8 protein-coding genes are annotated in these 4439 nt (G+C 64.6%); 6 read left to right on the top strand and 2 right to left on the bottom strand.

Annotated elements, in window-relative coordinates; genetic code table 11:
• Window positions 1–362: cupin domain-containing protein (locus VZ95_RS15220; RefSeq protein WP_198148335.1), on the top strand; the 362-nt coding region annotated here is incomplete at its 5' end.
• Here VZ95_RS15220 and VZ95_RS15215 read toward each other — a convergent pair.
• Window positions 359–1285 carry an alpha/beta hydrolase family esterase gene (locus VZ95_RS15215; protein ID WP_198148334.1) on the bottom strand — a complete coding sequence of 309 codons (927 nt, stop codon included), beginning with the start codon at window positions 1283–1285 and terminating at the stop codon, window positions 359–361. The two genes, VZ95_RS15220 and VZ95_RS15215, sit on opposite strands and share 4 nt — an antisense overlap.
• A 159-nt stretch (window positions 1286–1444) precedes the next feature.
• Here VZ95_RS15215 and VZ95_RS22190 point away from each other — a divergent pair, with 159 nt between their 5' ends.
• From VZ95_RS22190 to VZ95_RS15200, 5 genes are read left to right on the top strand one after another with little or no spacing between them, the layout of a single operon-like run.
• Window positions 1445–1720: a hypothetical protein gene (locus VZ95_RS22190; RefSeq protein WP_052711816.1), complete on the top strand. Its 276-nt coding sequence runs from the start codon at window positions 1445–1447 to the stop codon at window positions 1718–1720.
• 6 nt (window positions 1721–1726) lie between these two features.
• Window positions 1727–2095, top strand: a complete 369-nt coding sequence (locus VZ95_RS15210) for a type II toxin-antitoxin system RelE/ParE family toxin (protein WP_045776612.1) — start codon at window positions 1727–1729, stop codon at window positions 2093–2095.
• The gene (locus tag VZ95_RS15205) at window positions 2067–3188 is read left to right on the top strand and encodes a class I SAM-dependent methyltransferase (RefSeq protein ID WP_156995330.1); all 1122 of its coding nucleotides are present in this window, start codon (window positions 2067–2069) and stop codon (window positions 3186–3188) included. Before VZ95_RS15210 ends, VZ95_RS15205 begins: the two co-directional genes overlap by 29 nt.
• Complete coding sequence (locus VZ95_RS22185; RefSeq protein ID WP_052711813.1) at window positions 3185–3400, top strand: hypothetical protein; 216 nt, start codon at window positions 3185–3187, stop codon at window positions 3398–3400. The genes VZ95_RS15205 and VZ95_RS22185 overlap by 4 nt, the downstream gene beginning before the upstream one ends.
• Window positions 3401–3415: 15 nt before the next feature.
• A complete protein-coding gene (locus tag VZ95_RS15200; protein WP_045776611.1) occupies window positions 3416–4015 on the top strand; it encodes a class I SAM-dependent methyltransferase in 600 nt (199 codons plus the stop codon).
• 15 nt (window positions 4016–4030) lie between these two features.
• Here the strand turns inward: VZ95_RS15200 and VZ95_RS15195 are convergent, their stop codons facing one another.
• Window positions 4031–4420, bottom strand: coding sequence for a VOC family protein (locus tag VZ95_RS15195; RefSeq protein WP_045776610.1), 390 nt, complete (start codon window positions 4418–4420; stop codon window positions 4031–4033).
• Between the last annotated feature and the right edge of the window lie 19 nt (window positions 4421–4439).

Below are 4439 nucleotides of genomic sequence, written 5' to 3'. Positions count from 1 at the left end.
CCCCAGCACCCTCGCCGCCCCGCTGCCGTGGAAGCGCGTTACCGGCGCGCTGTCCGAAATTCGCCCTGCCGACCCCGAGCCGCACCCCCGGCGGCCGCACCCGCCTGATGCGCATCAAATCCGGCCAAGCGATGCCCGAGCATACCCACGGCGGCACCGAATATGTGCTGGTGCTGAAAGGCGGCTTCAGCGACCAATTCGGCCATTACCTCCCCGGCGATCTGTCGATCTCCACCGAAGACCATACCCACACCCCCATCGCCGATGACGACGGCGACTGCATCTGCCTTGCTGTCGTTGATGGCGCGCTGACGCTGACGGGCGTGATGGGCTGGGTGGTGAACAGGTTTGTGCGGTTTTAGAGGGCACTCACAACCCCGAAAAAAAACGCCCACATCACGTCGTTCGCGCGGATGGCTTGGCTCGGCTCTTCCCCGCGACGCTTCGTACCGCCGGGCCAGCTATGGGCTCCCGTTTCGGTCACACAAAGCTGCACCGGCGCGCTGCCCGCATAGCGCTCGCAGATCGCACCGGGGACCGACAGAATGGGCGTTGCCGCCGCGTTGGTCCGGTTCAGGCGCTGCCATTTCGCCACGGTCGCCGGGACCGAGATGAAATCGGTCATCAAATCCGGATCGCGCGACGCCGCCCCTGCCCCGCCATTGAATAAGACGCGGTCATCATTGCGGGCATGAATATGCAACACCGGCACCGGGCGCGCGGGGGAACAGGTTTGCGTATTATCCGTCCCCGCCACCGCCATGATGCCGCGCAACAGGTCCGACGCCTCGCAGGCCAGCCGATAGGCCATCATACCGCCGTTTGACATACCGATGGCGAAGACGCGGCTGCGGTCCACCGGGGCTTGCGCGGCGACCTGCGCGATCACCGCGCGCAGAAAGCCGACATCGTCGATGTTCCGGTCGCGGGCCGCGCCGCAGCAGTTTCCGGCGTTCCAGGTTGCGATTTTGCCGGAGCGTAAGCGGCTAAAACCATTCGGGAAGACAGCGATGAACCCAGCCTGATCGGATTTGGTGATGAGCCCATAGCGATCGTCGCGCGCCATATGCTCCATATCGCCGCCGCCGCCGTGCAACGCGAGCACCAAGGGCACCGCCGCGCCGGGGGCAAGCGTGCGCGGGACATGCACCAGGAATTCGCGCTCAAGCCCGCCGTGACGCAGACTGACGCGATGGTCGCCGGGCTGGTTCAGCCCCGCCGCCGCCGCCGCGCCTGCCGCGACGAGAACGGCGGTTGCCACCAACATCCGCAGAAATGGCGTCACCTGTCGTATGCTGCACATCGTCTCCCCCCTTCGCCGAGTGATCTTGCTGCCTTCGCTTGATGCAGCGCAACACAATCCCTTGCCTCCCCCGCCCCTTGAAAGGTTTCCAAAAAGCCCGACTCTGAGTAAGCTGTAATCCATTTTCAGTGGAGAGCGGTTATGCCTGCCCACAATCTTCCCATCTCCGAGAATAACGCCAACCGGATCGACCGCCTCGTTCGGGCTGGCCGCATCGCCGATTCAACCTCCGTCGTGCAGGCTGGGTTAGAGGTGCTAGAGAAGCAAGAAGCGCGGGATCGTGCCAAACTCGAAACCCTCCGCGCCGCCGCTGCTGTTGGCCTGGAGGATTTGAAGACTGGGCGCGTAGAAGCTGTTGCACTGGAAGATGTCGAAGCGTTCCTTGCGGGGCTTTTGGAGACCCCAGACAGAGCCTAAACTGCTATGCGTTCGCTCCACATTACGGCGGCTGCCCGAGCCGATTTACGGGCTATTCAAACTCATACCGAGCAAAAATTTGGCCCCGCTGCCCGTGCGAGATATGCCGTGTTGCTCGCCCAAGCGCTCCGTGATCTCAGCGAAAATCCGTTACGCCCCGGCAGTCTCAAACGTCCCGAGATCGGGCCTGATCTGCTGACGTATCATATTTCCTTCAGTAAAAACCGTAGCCGCAGCACGTACGGGGCGGTTCGCACCCCGCGTCACCTGATTCTCTACATGCTGGAAGGCGATAGCATTCTTGCCATTTTACGTGTGCTGCACGATGGGATGGATATTCGCCGCCATGTCCCAACGACGCCCCGCCGCCGCTAACCTCCCCCTTGCCTCCCCCGTCCCGCCCTGCCAGTCTCCCGCCATGTCCAAACTCTCCCCCGATGCCGCCGTGGCGGCGCAGTATGAAGCCCTGCCCTATCCGCACCGCGACCCGCGCGAGGAAGGCAAGCGGCTGATCGTCGGCTCGCCCAGCCATCTTCAGGAAATCGAGCAGACCGTTTTCGGCGGGCGCTGGCCGGGGCGGCCCGTGCGGGTGCTGATTGCGGGCGGCGGGTCGGGTGATGCCTTGACCATGCTGGCGCAGCAATTGGCCTGGGCCGGGCGGAAAGCCGAGATTCTGTATCTCGATCCCTCCCACGCGGCGCGGGCGGTGGCGGAAGCACGGATTACGGCGCGCGGGCTGGATACGTCCGACGTCGTCACGGTGCGCTTTGCCACCGGCTCGCTGCTCGATCTACCGGACCAGGGCCACGCCCCCTTCGACTACATCGATAGCTGCGGCGTGTTGCACCATCTCGATGATCCCGACGCGGGACTGCGGGCGCTGGTCTCGGTGCTCGCCCCCCAGGGCGGCATCGGCCTTATGCTCTATGGCGCGTACGGGCGGCGCGGGGTTTATGACGTGCAAGCGATTCTGCGCACGCTGGCCGCCGACGGCTCGCCATCCGTGCGCGTCGCCCAAGCGAAACGCGTGCTCGCCCAGCTTCCCGCGACCAATTGGCTGCGGCGCAATGGTGTGATCCGCGATCATCTTGACGGCGGCGATGCCGGGCTGTTCGATCTGCTGCTGCACGCCCGCGACCGCGCCTATACGATCCCCGATTGGTTCGCGCTGATCCACGGCGCGGGCCTGCGCTTGGCCGATTGGGTGGAGCCCGCGCGCTATAAGCTTGCAACCTATTTCACCGATGCCGCCGTGCTGAAGCGCGCCGAAAGCCTACCTCCAGAGGAGGAGGCCGCGCTCGCCGAACAGGTCGCCGGAAACCTCGCCCGCCACGCGGGCTATCTTGTCCGCGCCGAAAATCCCGTTACCCCGCCGCCGCCGGGCGACCTAGCCGCGATTCCGGCGTTCAAGGATATCGACCCGCAGCGCCTGCTCGCCGCGATGGACCGGGGCGGGCGGCTTGGGTGAGCAACGAAGGGCTCGACCTCACCCTCCCGCTCCCCACCATCGCCCCGGCCCTGCTGCCGCGCATCGATGGGGAAAAAACCTGGCAGGTTCTGCTGGATGAGGTAAAGGCCCTGCGCAAAGACCTTTCCGACGACACCCTGTCCCGCGCCGCCGAGCAAGTCGCCCGGCAGTTGGGCGGGATCGGGCGGTTGACCCAGCGGTATGCGGACTGACGAACGGACGAAAATATGGCGCAAGACCCCCAAACGCTTCGCTTCTACGCCGAAGAAGCCGCCGCCTACACCACGCGCGGCCAAGCGGCAAGCCAGCCCCGGCTGGAAGCCTTCCTGTCGCACCTCCCTGCCGGGAGTGCAATTTTGGAACTGGGCTGCGGCGCGGGGCAAGATAGCGAATTCATGCTGGCGCGCGGCTTCAAGGTCCGCCCGACCGATGGAACCCCCGAAATTGCCCGCGCGGCTGAAGTGCGCCTCGGGGTTCCCGTTGCAACGCTGCTGTTCGGCGATCTCGACGAAAGCATGACGTGTGATGGGATTTGGGCGAACGCCTGCCTGCTCCACATTCCCCGCGCGGAGTTACCGGGCATCCTTGCGCGCATTCATGCCGCCCTTACGCCGGGCGGCGTCTTCTATGCTAGTTTCAAGGCGGGTGAGGCGGACGGGCGCGACCAGTTCGACCGCTACTATAATTACCCGTCCGAGGATTGGTTGAGGGGCCTCTATGCGGCGCTCCCCTGGGCAAGCGTGACACTCGAGGCCGAGCACGGTAGCGGCTACGATAAGAAGCCGACCGATTGGCTGCATGTCACGGCCCAAAAGCCCAGGAACTAGGCCTGCCGCCGCCGTTCATGCGTCCGCGAGGCTTGCGTCCCAGTGGGTGATCTCGATGGTATGTCCATCGGGATCGCGCAAAATGGCCCCGAAATAGGCTTGGGAAATATCGGGGCGAGGCCCCGGTTCGCGGGCCGATAGGCCCCCACCGGCAACACCAATCCGATGGGCTTCGATCACGCTGTCGCGGGAGGCGGCTTTAACCGCAACATGCGTGCGCGCCCCGACCAGATTGGCACCATCCTCGACCGGGTAGAGCCAGAAGGCCCAGTTTGCGTCCGTCCCAAAAGCGAGTTCCGTCTCATTTGCCCGGAGGCAGCGATAGCCTAGCGGTGCAAACATCGCCTCGTAGAAGCGCTTCGCGTGATCGAGATTGCGAACCCCGAGGGAGAGATGATCGAGCATAAGAGTAGCTTCCTATTCA

Source organism: Elstera litoralis, assembly GCF_000963705.1.
GTDB classification, from domain to species: Bacteria; Pseudomonadota; Alphaproteobacteria; order Elsterales; family Elsteraceae; genus Elstera; species Elstera litoralis.
This window is presented reverse-complemented; position numbering and strand designations above follow the sequence as displayed.

Coding starts and splice junctions, on each gene's coding strand:
- VZ95_RS22190 (WP_052711816.1), top strand. CDS start 1,445: ATGCCTGCCCACAATCTTCCCATCTCCGAGAATAACGCCAACCGGATC.
- VZ95_RS15210 (WP_045776612.1), top strand. CDS start 1,727: ATGCGTTCGCTCCACATTACGGCGGCTGCCCGAGCCGATTTACGGGCT.
- VZ95_RS15205 (WP_156995330.1), top strand. CDS start 2,067: ATGTCCCAACGACGCCCCGCCGCCGCTAACCTCCCCCTTGCCTCCCCC.
- VZ95_RS15200 (WP_045776611.1), top strand. CDS start 3,416: ATGGCGCAAGACCCCCAAACGCTTCGCTTCTACGCCGAAGAAGCCGCC.
- VZ95_RS15195 (WP_045776610.1), bottom strand. CDS start 4,420: ATGCTCGATCATCTCTCCCTCGGGGTTCGCAATCTCGATCACGCGAAG.